The sequence below is a fragment of the Pseudovibrio ascidiaceicola genome (assembly GCF_900114245.1).
In the GTDB taxonomy this organism is placed as follows: Bacteria; Pseudomonadota; Alphaproteobacteria; order Rhizobiales; family Stappiaceae; genus Pseudovibrio; species Pseudovibrio ascidiaceicola.
In genome coordinates, this window is the sequence record NZ_FOSK01000009.1 from 121623 (window position 1) to 136567 (window position 14945).

Consider the following 14945-nt stretch of genomic DNA (forward strand, 5'->3'; position numbering starts at 1 on the left):
ACTTACTTTGAATTTAGAGGGATGGTTTTCACGATTTTAAAACCCTCATTTGCGATGCTTTCTCGTGCCTCCTAATGGGTGCCTTTTGCCGGTGTTTAGAACTGGTTTGTCTAACAAGAATTCGCCGATACTTATGTTTTGCGTAGTATCAGGTGAGCGGAGATAAAGGGTGCCTCGAGGCATTTATCATATAAGTGGTCCGATCAAGGTGATTTTAGGCGCATGCGCCTTGATCGGCGCTTATATGATCATAGATTACTTCTTCACTTACACCGCTGATGCTTATGTCTCAGCTGATGTGGTTTTGGTATCTCCCGAAATTTCCGGTTTTGTTACTGAAGTTCCTGTTGATCGGAACCAGAAAGTGGGCGCAGGGGAGCTGCTTATGCAGATTGACCCAGAACCCTTTGCGCTGGCGGTTCAGCAAGCCCGCGCTGATGAATCAACCGCTCTTGCAAACCTTCGTCGCTCTGAAGCAGAAGTTCAGGTTTCCGAGGCGTCTGTGACTGCTGCTGTTGCGAAAGTTGCAAACCTATCTGCACAACAACAGCGTTTTGAGGAGCTGACAGACAACGGTTTTGTGACCCAGCAGCGTTTGGACAACATCACGCTCTCACTGGAAGAAGCGAACGCGGAAACAGATTCTGCCAGAGATATGCTACGTGCGGCAACGCATCAGGTTGAAGTGATGCGGTCCACCTATGACGCAACAAAGTCTGCTACTGCTCTGGCGCAATATAACCTTCGCAAGTCCTCGCTTTTGTCTCCGGTTGATGGGGTCGTCAGTGAGTATTCAGTTAATCCGGGAAACTATGTGCTGCAAGGTGTGCCTCAATTGGCGCTCATCACAAACAGTAATTGGCGGATCGTCGCAAATCTTATCGAGCGGCATGCGGCAAGGCTGAAGCCTGGGCAGACAGTCTATTTCCAGGTTTCCAGCGATCCTTATCGCATCCACAAGGGTACGGTGAGGTCCATCGGACGAGGTGTTTCACGCATGGATGAGAACCCGCGGGTGCTGCCCTACATCTCTCTGACTACGGACTGGATAAGGCTCTCGCAGCGGTTTCCCGTTGAGATAGATATGGGAGAGTTCTTGAAAGATCACATACCGATGCATGGGGGAGATGCGCGCATCTTCCTTGTGCATTAAGGAGGCGCAATGTTCTTCAATTATGCCTTTGGTATTCGCACAAGTCTGATGGTTACCCTGGCATCAATCATTGCACTCATTGTTGATGCTGATGATCCATGGTGGGCGGCCATGTCTGCTATGACAGTTGCTAATGCTGACTGGACCAATGTGTGGCGCAAAGGAGTTCAGCGTGTCATTGGGACAGTAGCTGGTGGGTTTTCTGGATACTGGATTGCTGTTGCCGTCAAGAACTACGAGATTTTTCAGATGATTGCGGTTGGGTCTTTAGCAGCACTCGCAATTTATAAACGTATGGCGAGCCCCAGCTATGCCTATGCATGGTTGATGGGTATTGTGACTGCGATGCTTGCTATTTACATCTCACTTATCGAGATTGATCGATTGTTTTACTTGATGGTTGATCGAACTATCACAGTCGCAATTGGCGTTATGACGGCGGCCGTGGTCTCTTATTTCTTCCTCGAAGAGACCTCAATTGGTGTGGGCGTTGGCCCTTTTTTGACACCTAATATTGATAGTATGGACAAGAGCTGGGTGTTTGCGCTGTGCCTGAGTGGTGCAGCTGTCGCGATGATTGCACCAATTGTTTACGTGGGACACGATTTAGCAGCCATGGTGCAGATTATCATCACCTCGCTTGTTGTGCTCTACGGGCCGGTGGTGTCAGTGAAGAAATTTGCCCTGAACCGATGTCTAGGCTGTTTCATTGGAGGGCTTATGGGATTTGGGCTCATTGGTCTTGGCCTGCAATCTTTTTTCTGGTGGGCCCTGTTGTTAGCAATTGGTTTGTTTTTTCTTGCGTCGGTGCATCATGGCAAGAGTTATTGGGCCTATGCAGGTACGCAGGGTGGTTATGCATTTGTTATCGCGGCGCTGGCCTCTGCCGGACCGGTCGATAATTTCAATCAAGTAGTCGACCGACTTGTTGGAGTGATTTTGGGGGCTGTTATTGCGATTATTGTTCTGGTTGTTGTGCGTATCTGGCAGGGAGCGGACTTCCCTGACATTGAGCATATAAACCGCAAGAAGGCTCGTAAGACTGCAACCAAAAGGCCATAAAAAAGAGAGACTGCGAAATCGCAGCCTCTCTGTGCATCAAGAAAAGTGTTTGTGGTACAATTGATTAAAGAGCCCCGGTGTATTCACCGCGAGCGGGATAATCATTCTTGATGCAGAAGTCGAGAGCACCGAGCATTGGTTTAAAGTCAGGACGTGCAAATGGCATAGTCTGCACATTCCCGAAGTAGAGTGTGCCGTCAGGCCTTACAAAGAACAGGCCTGGTTCAGCAAAGAGACCTGGTTCTTCGATACCGATAGACGTTTTTCCGCGACCTGCTGAAATGAACAGACCCCATTCACGTGCTTTTGTCAGAGTAACGCCATAACCAACGCGCAGTTTGTCTGCTTTAATCGCATTGGAAAATGTCTGGGCGCGGTCCTCTGTATCGGTTGAGAGGGCGATGGTTTTTACGCCACGTTCCTCAAACTCTGGTGTGAGGCGTTCCAGTTCTTTCAGGTAGGTCGCACAAATAGGACAGTGCAAGCCACGGTAAAAAACGACCAGAGTGGCAAAGTCAGAAGTGTCGGTTGAAAGATCGAATGTACCACCACCAACGAGGTTCGCAGATAAGCTTGGGACTGGCTTGCGAGGGATAAGCATTTTTATTCTCCTGAGCTAAATTTTCTTTTTGTAGCTTTGCTCAATTCGGTTTTTTGAAAGGGCAATTAGCAGTGGTCGATTTGTACCTAATATGTTATTGAACGTTTAATTGCTTTTTGTTCGAAATAACTGACTGAGAGTTCGGATATGGCCACTGAGCTAGCTGAGGTGAAACCGAGAGAACTGCGATACGATCGCCTTTCTTCGCTTATTGAACGCTTTAAGGTGGAGGCTCATATTCTTAAAAACACTGAGGATGAAGTGCTTCAGGGCAACTTTTTTATTCTTCGGTGTATGCAAGGTTTCCGGAAACTTGTGTTTCTTCCTGCTAGCCCTAACAACCCCACTGAAGTTAAGCGTATCTGCGAGGATACTGTTGTTCTTGCCGGTGCTCGGGTTGAGTTCGGCGGGCCGGGGTCTCAGCTAAGCACTGCTCTGCCGGACTATGTGGAGATCTATCTCAAGGATGCGCCTGAGCTGGAAAGCCTTGCTGCATTGGTGGTGGAAGAAGTGCTTTCGCCGCGGTGCGGAAGTGCTGCCGTGATCAATCGGCTGTGTGAAGTGGTGGTGATCCGGCTTTTGCGTCATGCTGTGCGGTCTGGTGTTGCTTGCAGTGGTTTGATTGCGGGGTTAGCTCATCCCAATCTGGCGCAAGCGCTTGTTGCCATTCATGAAGACCCTTCCAAGCAGTGGCGTCTGGAAAGTCTTGCTGAGGTTGCTGGCATGTCGCGCACACAGTTTGCTGTGCACTTCAAGGAGATCATGGGTGAGACGCCGGGGTCGTATTTGAGTAACTGGCGACTGGCATTAGCTAAGTTGGATCTGGAAGCTGGGCGCCCTTTGAAAAGTGTTGCTGCGCGGGTTGGATTTGCCTCACCGACGGCGTTGTCGCGAGCCTATCAACGGCGCTACAATGAGCTTCCTCGCAATGTTGCATTGAAAACAGTTGTGGCTGCTTAGTGCAGATGCACTCTGCGTGTTTGTCCTAATGTCACATCTCTGCTTTATATGCTGCTCCGCTTTCTTTTGAGAATACGATTGAGCTGTCCATGAGTTTTACAGAACGTCCAACTAATCTGACGGAAGAACCTGCCAAAGGTCATGCATCGGAAGTCTTTTTTACCTTCCTCAAGCTGGGCTTAACCTCATTTGGTGGGCCGATTGCTCATCTGGGTTATTTTCGTGAAGAGATCGTAAAGCGCAGGAAATGGCTTTCTGAAGAAGCCTATGGTGATCTGGTTGCTTTGTGTCAGTTCTTACCGGGGCCGGCAAGCAGTCAGGTTGGGTTTGGACTTGGACTTATGCGGGCCGGACCTCTGGGCGCGTTGGCTGCTTTCTTCGCTTTTACGGCTCCTTCAGCCTTGCTGCTCTTTGGATTCGCCTATTGGGCAAGTGCTTTTGAAGGGCCTGTCGGCATGGGGCTGATCCATGGCCTCAAACTGGTGGCAGTTGCCGTTGTTGCTCAGGCTGTCTGGGGGATGGCACGCAATTTTTGTGCGGATCAACTCAGAGCCGGACTGGCTGTTCTGGCCGTGGTTCTTGTTGTTGCCTTTGGTGGTGCCGGCGGGCAGATCGCGGCGATTGTGGCTGGTGGTCTGGGAGGCTTCTTGTTTTGTCGCTCAGAACCCAAAGCCGAAGTGCATGAGGTTCTTTTTGCCCCAAGGCGGCGGATTGGATTGTTTTCAGTAATCCTGTTTGCAGGCTTGCTGTTTGGCCTACCTGTTTTAAGTGACATTATTGTTAATCCGCTGTTGGGCGTATTCGCCAGCTTCTACCATTCCGGTTCGCTCGTGTTTGGCGGAGGACATGTGGTTTTGCCGCTGTTGGAAGCTGAGGTTGTTGGCAAAGGTTTGGTGAGCGAGAGTTCCTTCCTTGTAGGGTATGGCGCCACGCAGGCTGTGCCGGGGCCTTTGTTTACATTTGCCGGGTATCTGGGCGCTGAAATGCAGACTGGTTACGCAGCGTGGATTGGGGCGAGCATCGCCTTGCTAGGTATCTTCCTGCCAGGCGCGTTGCTTCTGATTGCTGGTCTGCCTTACTGGGCGGTGCTGCGTCAGACGCCATCTGCGCGTGGTATTATGGCTGGTGCGAATGCGGCTGTGGTTGGTGTTCTCGGCGCGGCTTTATATGCGCCTGTCTGGACCAGCGCGATCCTTGAAGCGAAAGATTTCGCAGCTGCGCTTTGTGGGTTTGTTCTGCTGGTTTCCTTCAAGTCGCCGCCATGGGTGGTTGTGGTGCTGCTCGGCCTGACCGGGATCGGCTTTGCTCTCATTTAAGACCTTCAGACAATAAAAAACCCGGAGTGCTGCGCATCCCGGGTTTTAGAACTTGTTGTCTTTGCTGATTAAGCAGCGAGGCTTTGCATCACGCTTTCAAACAAAGCACGGCCTTCGAGACCGCCATGAAGATCTTCGATGAGATTTTCAGGGTGAGGCATCATGCCGAGAACGTTGCCTTTGGCACTGGTGATGCCTGCAATGTCATTGAGAGAACCATTTGGGTTAGTCCCGTCAGCATAGCGGAATGCGACGCGGCTTTCGCCTTCGAGTTCTTTCAGGGTTTCTGCATCAGCAAAGTAGTTACCGTCATGGTGTGCCACCGGACAGCGCCAGACTTTGCCTTTTTCCATACGCGATGTGAAAGCGCTGTTGGTGCTGGTGGTTTCCAGCATAACTTCCTTACACACGAAATGGAGGGACGCATTGCGCATCAACGCACCTGGCAACAGACCTGCCTCAGTTAGCATCTGGAAACCGTTACATACGCCTAGAACGTGACGTCCCTGATCTGCTGCAGCTTTGAGAGCTGGCATGATGTGGGAGCGTGCTGCAATCGCACCTGAGCGAAGGTAATCGCCGTAGGAGAAGCCGCCTGGCAGAACGTAAAGGTCTGCGTCCGGCAACTCAGTTTCAGTATGCCATACCGTGGCAACAGGCTGGCCGGAGATTTGCTCCAGCGCTTTGATCATATCGCGATCCCGGTTGGAGCCGGGGAATAGGATCACTGCGGATTTCATGAATGTTTCCTCTTGGATGGAGGGCCGCTTGTCACAGACGAGACTTTACAGAAGTAAAAACACCGCAAGAACAGAGAGGGCAGCGGGCAAGCCAATAAAGATGATCGCTTTGATAATCATGAACCGGATAATCCGGCCTGTATCGTCTTGCACGTTTATGCCCTCGCAGGTTCTGCTACCGGATTTCTTCAGAGAAGCTCGATCGAGTAATTTTCGATGACGGTGTTTGCCAGCAGTTGTTCGCACATGGCTTCAATGTCAGCTTTTGCCTGAGCATCGGTGCGATCTGCCAGTTCAAGGTCAAACACTTTGCCCTGGCGAATGCCTTCAACGCCTTCAAAACCAAGAGAACCAAGGGAGCCTTCGATTGCTTTGCCCTGGGGATCGAGAACACCGTTCTTAAGAGTGACGGTCACACGTGCCTTCATGGTTCTAACTGGTCCTTCCTTACCAAAATGAGAGATTCAAGCGGTTTGCATTGCGCCTGCCGCGAAAATCCGTTCTTTGCGCGCGTTCATAACGCGGGAATCTATGCTGGGGAAGTGAAAATGAGCGCAGGTAGTGAGATAGTTCAATACCCGTGCGGTAGGTTGCTTGCCCCAAAAATGCAAAACGGGCCGCAGGGCCCGTTCATTGATTACTTGACTAGCACTGGTCCAGAATGTCCCGGGCGGTCGTTGTCGATCAAGATACCAAGCCTGCGGGCTACTTCCTGATAGGCTTCAACCATGCCGCCCATGTTCTGGCGGAACCGGTCCTTATCCATCTTGTCGTTTGTGGAAGTGTCCCACAAGCGACAGCTGTCTGGAGAGATCTCGTCCGCAAGGACGATACGCATCATGTCGCCTTCGATCTGACGTCCAAGTTCGATCTTGAAGTCAACGAGGCGAATACCGACGCTCATGAACAGACCGGACAGGAAGTCGTTGATGCGAATGGCGAGTGCCATGATGTCATCAAGCTCCTGAGGAGCGGCCCAACCAAAAGCGGTGATGTGTTCTTCAGAAACCAGCGGATCTCCAAGTTCGTCGTTCTTGTAGTAGAACTCGATAATGGAGCGTGGAAGCTGAGTACCTTCTTCCAATCCCAGGCGTTTGCACAGAGAACCTGCAGCAACGTTGCGGATAACGACCTCGATCGGGATGATTTCCACCTGACGGATCAGCTGTTCGCGCATGTTCAACCGACGAATAAAATGGGTTGGAATGCCCATGTTATTCAGATTGTTGAAAATGTACTCAGAGATCCGGTTGTTCAGGACACCCTTTCCATCAACGACTTCATGCTTTTCGTTGTTGAAGGCTGTAGCATCATCTTTGAAGTGCTGAATCAGCGTTCCCGGCTCAGGACCCTCATAGAGAATCTTGGCCTTGCCTTCGTAAATTCGCCGACGGCGGTTCATAGGCACTTACCATTGCGTTTGTAGAACAAGTCGTACGGGTGACGTTGAGGCTTAAACCACTTGCCTTGCAAAACATTCGAGCAAAAATGCTGCGAATGACCCTCCAGCACTGGTTTTCGCATCTTTCGTCATTGCGTAAATCGCGATCCCGCTATGCGGCGCGGAACTTAACCGACTTTTTGATAAAGCACAAATGGGTAATTTGAATGGCGTCAAAGCTCTCTGAAATGCTGCTGACTACAACTAATGGCTTTTGACCTGCAAATAGAAGTTGCGTACAATGATTTACGTAAGTTATAGCGTGGCTTGTAAGAGGGGAGGGACCTTTTTACATTGTCTGAGCTAGGAGGGAATAGATGAGCACGTTTGACAAACGAGCTGATGCGTTTGAAGGCAGTTTCGCAATGGGTTCTGAGCTTGCTTTCAAGGCTACTGCACGGCGCGATAAGCTGCTGGGCCAGTGGGCTGCTGAGAAGCTTGGTTTGGCCGGAGACATCGCAGAAGATTACGCCAACAAGATCGTCCAAACGGATCTTAAAGAACCGGGCGACGAAGACATTTTTGCTCGTATTTCCAAAGATTTTGCAGATGCAAGTGTTGAGCAGTCTGAACACCAGATTCGCCGCACTATGGAAGAGCTGATGGCTGTTGCGAAAAAGGAAGTTGCTGAGGAAGCGTAAGCTGCACTCCTTAAGCAGGCTCACTAAGAGAGCCCTTAACTAGAGAATTTGCCGTCTTCCCTTGATATTGTCAGGGAGACGGCTTTTTTGTTTGAATGATAATTGTGTTTTAGAGCTGGTGCTGCGTGGTTTGTTGGTGCCTGTGCTTAATCAGATGAGGCATTGGATGACTGAGAATAAGTGTCTGGCGGGGAAATTGAGAGCAGGGCAAACCATTGTAAGTGCTTGGGCAAGCTTGCCTTCTCCAATTTTTTCTGATCTGTTTTTAAGAGGTGGCTACAAAGCAATCACGCTGGATTTGCAGCACGGTTTGCTGACCACAGCTGAAGCGCGTGATTCTATTAAAGAGATCATCAATGGTGGTGGGCATGCTGTTGCACGAATCTGTGTCGATGATTTCAAGAATGCCAGTTGGTTATTGGATGTGGGTGCAGAAGTGATTATCGCGCCGATGATCAACTCAGTGGCCGATGCAAAGAAACTGGTGGAATTTTGCAAATACCCGCCTTTGGGTGCGCGCAGCTATGGTGCTGTAGGGGCGACGATGGCAACCGGCGTTTCCATGGATGATTATTTTGCTTCGGCTGATGAGAAGACGCTTGCCATTGCCATGATCGAGACACCTGAAGCCTATGACGCGCTTGAAGACATTCTTGCAGTTGATGGCTTGGATGGCATTTTTGTTGGGCCTGCCGACCTATCATTGACCGTTTCTGGCGGGAAGCGCGTGGAACCTGTTTCTGATGCTTCTCTGGCAATGCAGAAAGATATTGCCGAGAAAACTCGTGCAGCTGGGAAGATTGCCGGGATCTATTGTGTTTCCAAAGGGCATCTTCAGCATTCAAAGGCGGCTGGTTATCAGTTTATGACCTTTGGGACGGATTCGACCTTGTTCATCAATGCGGCTGCAGAAGCTGCAAGTTCATTGGATTAAGAAGGTCACTATACCTACAAAAAAGGCCGCCTCTGGGGCGGCCTTTTGCATTTCTGGATCAAAAAATCAGACCTGGGTAGCTGCGCGGATTGCTGCGATGTTTTCGCGATAGCTCTCCACAGTGCCGCCTTTGAAGACTGCGGAGCCTGCGACCAGTGTGTCAGCGCCAGCTTTGGTGACCAATGGAGCTGTTTCTGGGGTGATGCCACCATCGATCTGGATACGGATTGGGCGGTCGCCGATCATGCTCTTGATGCGCTCGACTTTCTCAATCTGAGAATGGATAAACTTCTGTCCGCCAAAGCCAGGGTTTACGGTCATGACGAGGATTAAGTCAACGCTGTCCAGAACGTACTCAAGGCAGCTTTCGTGTGTACCTGGGTTTAGAGAAACGCCTGCTTTTTTGCCCAGGTTGCGGATCGCCTGCAAAGAGCGGTGCAGGTGGGTGGTGGCTTCGGCGTGAACTGTGATGTAGTCCGAGCCTGCTTTTGCAAAGGCTTCAAGGTACGGATCACATGGCTCAATCATAAGGTGAGCGTCGAAGACCTTATCGGTGTGAGGGCGGAGCTTTGCAATAACGTCCGGGCCAAAGGTGATGTTTGGAACGAAGTGGCCATCCATGACATCCAGATGGATCCAGTCGGCTCCAGCTTCAACAACATCACGAACTTCTTGCCCCAGCTTAGAAAAGTCTGATGCGAGAACGGAAGGGGCGATAACGAGCGGCTGTGCCATAGCAGGGATTCTCCTAGATGTGCCCAATTTGTTGTGCGGCTAACATGGACACACATGAGAAGCAAGTGGTGCGAACAGCGCAGCTTGCCCCCGTTATGCCTAGGTTGTTGCCGTCTCTGCCTTACCAATGAGTATCGCAACGGGTTTAAGGATCCATGGAAGCAGATAAATCGGGAACTGAGCAAAGGCGAAGAAGAGCCAAGCCAATTCTGGAATTGTCCCCCCGAGTGCTGCAACCATTAAACCGAGATTACGGCTTCCGGTGCCATAAGCTGCGATGAATGCTGTTTGCCGTCCGGCTGGTGAGAAGATCAGGAAGGTTACAAGCAACTGCAGGGCGGCAATGGCAAAGACGCCGACAAACAGAGCAGCGGCTTTGAAAGGCGCAGTGAGTGCAAAGCCGGTGACACCATCCATCGCTGCAACCGCAAAAATAAAAAGAACGATGCAGTTTAGTCCGTTGATGTGATCTGTCGCCTCGGTGATCCGCTTGGCACCAAGAAGATAATAGAGGAGACGCCCAAGCCCCGCAGAGCCGATCAGGAACATCGTCAGGTTGGTTGCTAGTGATAATGGGGAGACCTGAAGTGTATCCGGCAGCAATAGATACGCAAACAAAGCGGTGCTGAGTGGAGCGATGATCAGTGACAGGGTTGATATGGTGAGGGCAAGGGCTCCATTGAGGCCAAACATCCAGATAAAGATCGGCGTGGACATAACGGGTGGTGCTGCGGACACCATAAATAGCGCTGTGAGCACTCCAAGGTCGATCTGATCCAGTCCGATCATCAGACAGGTGAGTGTCGCCAACAGAGGAAGAATAAGCATTTGCCATAGCATTGCGGCAATTGCCGGAAGAGGGTGTGTGAGTTGTTGCGCGATAGCCGCGTTGTCTACCCGAATAAAGCTCAGGGTTAGCAGAATAAAGATTGCGGGCGTCAGAAGGATACGCAGGGCTTCAGCAATTCCGGGCAGGAAAAGGCCAAGGAAGATAGAGATGGCGACTGCATTGGTGCCGTTTCGCCCCAGAAACCGCAGGAGTGAGTTGATCAGCTTGAGGCCGCTTATAACGAATGTGGGGGAAGGCAATGTTTAGTCCACGCGAAAACTTAAGTGCAAGAGATCGCGCGACTAAACCATATCAGTCGAGTTTGAGCAAACATTTCGGAGTTTCGGCGACTGCGCGTAAACTAACTCCGATTAGGTTGGACAAGAAACCTTAGCTGACAAACTCTTTAAGAGGTAACGCAACTGTTTCCTTAATTGTCGAAACTACAATGCGTGACTGAACATCTGAAACCAGAGCGTTGTCCAGAAGTTTCAAACGAAGGAAGTCGTCATAGGACTTTATATCTGTGGCGACCACTTTGATGAGATAGTCCACTGCGCCGGTGATGCGTTCGCATGTAACAACTTCGGGCCATACCCCAATTAGCCTGTCGAATGTTTCCATGTTCTCGCGGCTGGGTACAGTGAGCTTAACAAAAGCATATGCAAGAAAGCCAAGACCGACTGCTTCGCGATCAACCAGCGCTGCCGTCTGCTTGATAACGCCAGTCTCTTTGAGTTTCTTAATTCGCCTCCAACAAGGAGTTTGGCTCATACCGGCTTCTTTGGCGATATCTGCGATGGATTGGGATGCATCTTTTTGCAGAATCCGCAGAACTCGGATGTCGGATGGGTCCAATAAGGAATTTTCGCTCATGTGCCCTCTTAGGAATAATTTTTCGACTGAGTACGTATTTGTCGGTAGGATAGCACAGAAAGCACGCAAAAAAAGGATCACTATGGGCTAGGACGAAAGAATTGGTTTTGGCGGGGGGGACCGTCCACAGCCATGATGGGAGAGGAGCTCATTGAATGAACGTAAGTGTGCCACCGATCAGCTTACATGACAAATACACAGCTGAAACAGGCAATGTTTACCTAAATGGTATTCAGGCACTGGTACGACTGGCGTTGGATCGCGGTCGATTAGATCGTGCTAAGGGATTGAAAACAGGCGGTTTTATTTCAGGATACCGCGGTTCTCCAATTGCTGGTTACGACACGGAGCTTCAAAGATCACGTCAATATCTCGATCCGCTGGATATTCAGTTTCAACCGGGAGTGAATGAAGAACTGGGCGCCACAGCGGTGTGGGGATCTCAAAAAGTCAGGCAGCACGGCAAGGGTTCAGCCTTTGATGGCGTCTACGGCATCTGGTACGGGAAGGCACCAGGTGTAGATAGAGCAGGTGATGTGCTGCATCAGGCAAGTGCTTCTGGAACCGACCCAAATGGCGGAGTTGTGGCACTTGCGGGCGATGACCATCTGGCAAAATCTTCCATTTTGCCTGCTCAAAGCGAGTTTTTTTTCCAGCACGCAGAAATTCCGGTTCTCAATCCGGCTGACATTCAAGAAGTTCTGGATTTTGGCTTACACGGGTTTGAGATGTCCCGTTACACCGGTCTGTGGAGTGCATTGATTTGCCTTGCAGATACGATGGACGCATCTGGTGTTGTTTCTGTTGATCCAAGGCGTATGGCATTCTCACGCCCTGCTGCGTTTGATCCTCGCAAGAATGCTGAGCTGAACCGAGTGCTGTTGCTTGGCAACAGGCTGGAGACAGAACGACTATTGCGTGACATCCGCATGCCTGCGGTTTTGGCGTATGCAAAGGCGAATCGTCTCGACCATGTTGCCTATGGTGCGCAGAAGCCGCGTATTGGCATGGTTGCAACGGGTAAAGCATTCCGTGATTTGTGTCAGGCGCTTCGCCTTATGGGAATTACAGATCAGCGGGCCAAAGAGATCGGGCTGGCAGTTTATAAGGTTGGTATGCCTTATCCGCTGGAGCCAACAGCGTTCTCAAGTTTTGCGCGTGGCGTTGAAAAGATTTTGGTGGTGGAGCACAAGCGTGCGTTTATCGAGCCACAAATCAAAGAGATTGCTTACAACTGGCCGAGTGACCAACAGCCGAAGATCCTTGGTAAGAAAGATGCACAAGGGGAGCCTTTGCTCTCGGATGTTTTGGAGCTATCCATTGATGAGATGATCCGCGTGATCATGAATTTCCTGCCTCAGGAATACGTCAATGACGAGATGCGTTCTGTTGCTGATTCCATGATGCGTCAGCAGATGTGGGCTCAGGGAAATGGCGAACTTGCAGCGCGTTCCCCTTACTTTTGCTCTGGTTGCCCTCACAACACATCGACTGTGGTGCCAGAAGGGTCACGCTCGATGCCGGGTATCGGCTGTCATGCGATGACCGAGATTAATGGTCGGACCACTGATGGCCAGATTGCCATGGGCGGTGAAGGCTCTCTCTGGGTGGGACAAGCGAACTTTGCGCGTGATGAGCATGTGTTTGCCAACATGGGGGATGGAACTTATTTCCACTCCGGTATTTTGTCGATCCGTCAGGCCGTTGCTGCGCGTGTGCCAATCACCTTCAAGATCCTTTACAACGACGCTGTCGCGATGACGGGTGGTCAGGAGATCGATGGGTCTCTTACCGTGCCGCAGCTTCTCAATCAGTTGCATGCTGAGGGAGTTGAGAAGGTTGTTCTGCTTAGCGAGAACCCAGAGGACTACTCTGGCCGTCAGGATCTTGCCGTTACCGAGCCTGTGCATCACCGTGATGATCTGATGAAGGTGCAGAACGAACTCAAAGAGTTCAAAGGTGTTTCTGCAATCGTGTTTGATCAGACCTGTGCTGCCGAGAAACGCCGCCGCCGGAAGAGAGGGTTGTACCCTGATCCGGATTTGCGTTTGTTCATCAATGACCGTGTCTGTGAAGGGTGTGGTGATTGTTCTGTGCAGTCCAACTGTCTTTCTGTTGAGCCAGTTGAGACGGTGTTTGGTGAAAAGCGCCGTATCAATCAGTCTTCCTGTAACAAGGACTTCTCTTGTGTAAAGGGGTTCTGCCCATCCTTTGTTTATGTGAAGGGTTCGAAGCTGCGTCAGGCAAAGCCTGCTGATTTCGCGCTTGATGAGTTTGTGAAGCAGCTGCCAGACGTTCAACTGCCATCACTGGAGAACACGCACAACCTGCTGGTCGCCGGTATCGGTGGTATGGGTGTTACGACCATTTCCGCGATTATCGCAATGGCGGCACATATTGACGGGATCAAAGCGTCTACGCTCGATATGACTGGTCTTGCTCAGAAGGGGGGACCTGTAACGTCCCATGTGCGCTTTGCTGCTGCGAGTGACACAATTGAAGGGCCGCGTGTGCCGCCTGCACAGCTGGATGTGCTGATTGCAAGTGATATGCTGGTTGCAAGTAAGGCTGAGCAGCTTTCCCTTTATCATAAGAGCAGGACGCATGGCTTTGTGAACACAAACGTCACGCCGACCTCTGAGTTTGTGATGAAGCAGCAGCTTTCCTTTGATGAGCATAAGATGAAGCGGACGCTGGAGCAGGGGACGTTAGATCTGAGAGCGCATGATCTGGCAAACATTGCTGAGAAGCTGCTGGGTGATGCGATCTACACCAACATGATGCTCATCGGGTTGGCTTATCAGGCTGGTACTCTGCCAATCACAGCACAAGCTATTGAGAATGCAATCTCATTGAATGGTGCAGCTGTTGAGAAGAACATCAATGCCTTCCATGCAGGCCGTGTTCTTTACTCCAATACAGATGCTATTTTTGCAGCTCTTCCACGTCAGGAAGCTGTGAAGGTGATGTCATTGGATGAGAAGACTGCCTTCTTCGCGAAAGAGCTTACCGCTTACCAGAACAAAGCCTACGCCAATAAGTATCTCGACAAGATTTCTGAGATCAGAGCGCGGGATGAAGAGTTTGGTCCGGGCTCTCTTGAAGTGACGCATACTGCGGTTGAGATGCTTTACAAGGTGATGGCTTACAAAGACGAGTATGAAGTTGCACGTCTTTATAGTGAGCCAGAGTTCCGTAAGAATCTTGAAGCTCAGTTTGCGGATCCTGGTGAGTTGCAGTTGATGTTGGCTCCTCCGTTCCTGCCAGGTAAGCCAGACCCAAAGACTGGCCGACCTCAGAAACGGGCGTTTGGTCCTTGGATTTTCAAGGCATTCGAGATGCTTGTTTCCCTGCGAAGCCTTCGCGGTACTGCGCTTGATCCATTTGGGTATGCGCGGGAGCGCAAAGACGAGCGAGCGTTGCTCAAGCAGTACCAGGAAGATCTCTTTTTGGTTGGTGGAAAACTTGGTACGGCCAATTACGGATTGTTACGTGAGTTTCTCAATTTGCCCGATTCTATTCGGGGCTATGGTCCGATCAAGGACGAGAACCTGAAGCTTGCGCAACTCAGGCGCGAAGAGCTTCTTGGGAGACTTGAAGAAGACCCGACAACAGTCACCTTTAAAGAAGCAGCCGAATAACCTTCGTTATTGGCGG

Annotated in this window: 15 protein-coding genes; 7 read left to right on the forward strand and 8 right to left on the reverse strand. The window is 50.7% G+C overall.

Going from position 1 to position 14945, the window contains the following annotated elements:
• Positions 1-169: 169 nt before the first annotated feature.
• Both BM231_RS17460 and BM231_RS17465 read left to right on the forward strand, forming a co-directional pair.
• Complete coding sequence (locus tag BM231_RS17460) at positions 170-1153, forward strand: HlyD family secretion protein (protein ID WP_208860464.1); 984 nt, start codon at positions 170-172, stop codon at positions 1151-1153.
• Between the two features lie 9 nt (positions 1154-1162).
• On the forward strand, positions 1163-2215 hold the full coding sequence (locus BM231_RS17465; protein WP_093521315.1) for an FUSC family protein: 1053 nt from the start codon (positions 1163-1165) through the stop codon (positions 2213-2215).
• Positions 2216-2279: 64 nt separating this feature from the next.
• Here BM231_RS17465 and BM231_RS17470 read toward each other — a convergent pair whose 3' ends face one another.
• Positions 2280-2816 carry a peroxiredoxin-like family protein gene (locus BM231_RS17470; RefSeq protein WP_093521317.1) on the reverse strand — a complete coding sequence of 179 codons (537 nt, stop codon included), beginning with the start codon at positions 2814-2816 and terminating at the stop codon, positions 2280-2282.
• Positions 2817-2963: 147 nt separating this feature from the next.
• Here BM231_RS17470 and BM231_RS17475 point away from each other — a divergent pair, with 147 nt between their 5' ends.
• Both BM231_RS17475 and chrA read left to right on the forward strand, forming a co-directional pair.
• The gene (locus tag BM231_RS17475; protein ID WP_093521321.1) at positions 2964-3776 is read left to right on the forward strand and encodes an AraC family transcriptional regulator; all 813 of its coding nucleotides are present in this window, start codon (positions 2964-2966) and stop codon (positions 3774-3776) included.
• Positions 3777-3865: 89 nt separating this feature from the next.
• The gene (gene chrA / locus BM231_RS17480; protein WP_093521323.1) at positions 3866-5092 is read left to right on the forward strand and encodes a chromate efflux transporter; all 1227 of its coding nucleotides are present in this window, start codon (positions 3866-3868) and stop codon (positions 5090-5092) included.
• 68 nt (positions 5093-5160) lie between these two features.
• On the opposite strand, the gene purQ is transcribed toward chrA, so the two are convergent.
• The 4 genes from purQ to purC form a co-directional block, all read right to left on the reverse strand.
• Positions 5161-5832: a phosphoribosylformylglycinamidine synthase subunit PurQ gene (gene purQ, locus BM231_RS17485; RefSeq protein ID WP_093521325.1), complete on the reverse strand. Its 672-nt coding sequence runs from the start codon at positions 5830-5832 to the stop codon at positions 5161-5163.
• A gap of 45 nt (positions 5833-5877) precedes the next feature.
• Positions 5878-5985 (reverse strand): phosphoribosylformylglycinamidine synthase-associated small membrane protein, encoded by a 108-nt coding sequence (locus BM231_RS27365; RefSeq protein ID WP_189436790.1) that lies wholly within the window; start codon positions 5983-5985, stop codon positions 5878-5880.
• Positions 5986-6020: 35 nt separating this feature from the next.
• Positions 6021-6260, reverse strand: a complete 240-nt coding sequence (gene purS, locus BM231_RS17490) for a phosphoribosylformylglycinamidine synthase subunit PurS (protein ID WP_057462573.1) — start codon at positions 6258-6260, stop codon at positions 6021-6023.
• Positions 6261-6469: 209 nt separating this feature from the next.
• Positions 6470-7234, reverse strand: coding sequence for a phosphoribosylaminoimidazolesuccinocarboxamide synthase (gene purC / locus BM231_RS17495; protein WP_008548091.1), 765 nt, complete (start codon positions 7232-7234; stop codon positions 6470-6472).
• Positions 7235-7590: 356 nt separating this feature from the next.
• Between purC and BM231_RS17500 the strand changes: the two genes are divergently transcribed.
• Positions 7591-7914, forward strand: coding sequence for a DUF1476 domain-containing protein (locus BM231_RS17500; protein ID WP_057462572.1), 324 nt, complete (start codon positions 7591-7593; stop codon positions 7912-7914).
• Positions 7915-8080: 166 nt separating this feature from the next.
• Positions 8081-8848 carry an HpcH/HpaI aldolase family protein gene (locus BM231_RS17505; protein WP_093521327.1) on the forward strand — a complete coding sequence of 256 codons (768 nt, stop codon included), beginning with the start codon at positions 8081-8083 and terminating at the stop codon, positions 8846-8848.
• Between the two features lie 66 nt (positions 8849-8914).
• Here the strand turns inward: BM231_RS17505 and rpe are convergent, their stop codons facing one another.
• The 3 genes from rpe to BM231_RS17520 all read right to left on the reverse strand — a co-directional run bounded on the left by rpe (position 8915) and on the right by BM231_RS17520 (position 11288).
• Positions 8915-9583 carry a ribulose-phosphate 3-epimerase gene (gene rpe, locus BM231_RS17510; protein ID WP_063312158.1) on the reverse strand — a complete coding sequence of 223 codons (669 nt, stop codon included), beginning with the start codon at positions 9581-9583 and terminating at the stop codon, positions 8915-8917.
• 99 nt (positions 9584-9682) lie between these two features.
• On the reverse strand, positions 9683-10672 hold the full coding sequence (locus BM231_RS17515) for a symporter (protein ID WP_093521329.1): 990 nt from the start codon (positions 10670-10672) through the stop codon (positions 9683-9685).
• 130 nt (positions 10673-10802) lie between these two features.
• On the reverse strand, positions 10803-11288 hold the full coding sequence (locus BM231_RS17520; RefSeq protein WP_008547660.1) for an Lrp/AsnC family transcriptional regulator: 486 nt from the start codon (positions 11286-11288) through the stop codon (positions 10803-10805).
• A 155-nt stretch (positions 11289-11443) separates the two neighbouring features.
• Between BM231_RS17520 and BM231_RS17525 the strand changes: the two genes are divergently transcribed.
• Entirely contained in the window at positions 11444-14929 is a 3486-nt protein-coding gene (locus BM231_RS17525; protein WP_093521331.1) for an indolepyruvate ferredoxin oxidoreductase family protein, read from the forward strand.
• Positions 14930-14945: the final 16 nt, after the last annotated feature.